Source organism: Streptomyces sp. 4F14 (assembly GCF_048159485.1).
In the GTDB taxonomy this organism is placed as follows: domain Bacteria; phylum Actinomycetota; class Actinomycetes; order Streptomycetales; family Streptomycetaceae; genus Streptomyces.
In genome coordinates, this window is the sequence record NZ_JBLRVY010000160.1 from 1 (window position 1) to 419 (window position 419).

Annotated in this window: 1 protein-coding gene; it reads right to left on the reverse strand. The window is 69.9% G+C overall.

Annotated features, from left to right (window positions below; all coding sequences use genetic code 11):
- Positions 1-419 (reverse strand): FG-GAP repeat domain-containing protein (locus tag ACLZOT_RS50115; protein ID WP_416976004.1); only part of this gene is annotated, 419 nt, incomplete at both ends.

The following is a 419-nucleotide window of genomic DNA, read 5'->3' on the forward strand; positions in this document are numbered from 1 at the left end:
CGTTGCCGGTGTCCTGGGTGATGCCGGTGGCCGTGCCGGGGCCGGAGGCGGTGCCGTACGTCACCCAGACCTTGCCGCCCTTGGCGGAGTCGGGGACCGAGGTGCCGTCGGAGGCGGTGGCGTTCCAGGCGGCGCCGCTGACGATGTCGCCGTAGCCGTCGTTGTCGATGTCGCCGATGGCGGTGATCACGCCGGGCTTGATGGTGCGGATGTCGGCTGTGGACAGGCCGGTGGAGGAGCCGGGGATGTAGTAGTTCCGGTTCCAGCCGTACTCGGTCTGGTTCTCGTAGCCGTCGATGACGAGGTCGGTGCGCTTGTCGCCGTTGACGTCGCCCGCGGTGAGGTTCAGGGGGCCGTTCAGTTCCGTGCCGACGATCGGGGGCTTGACGGTGTACCGGCCGCCGGGGGTGCCGGAGCTG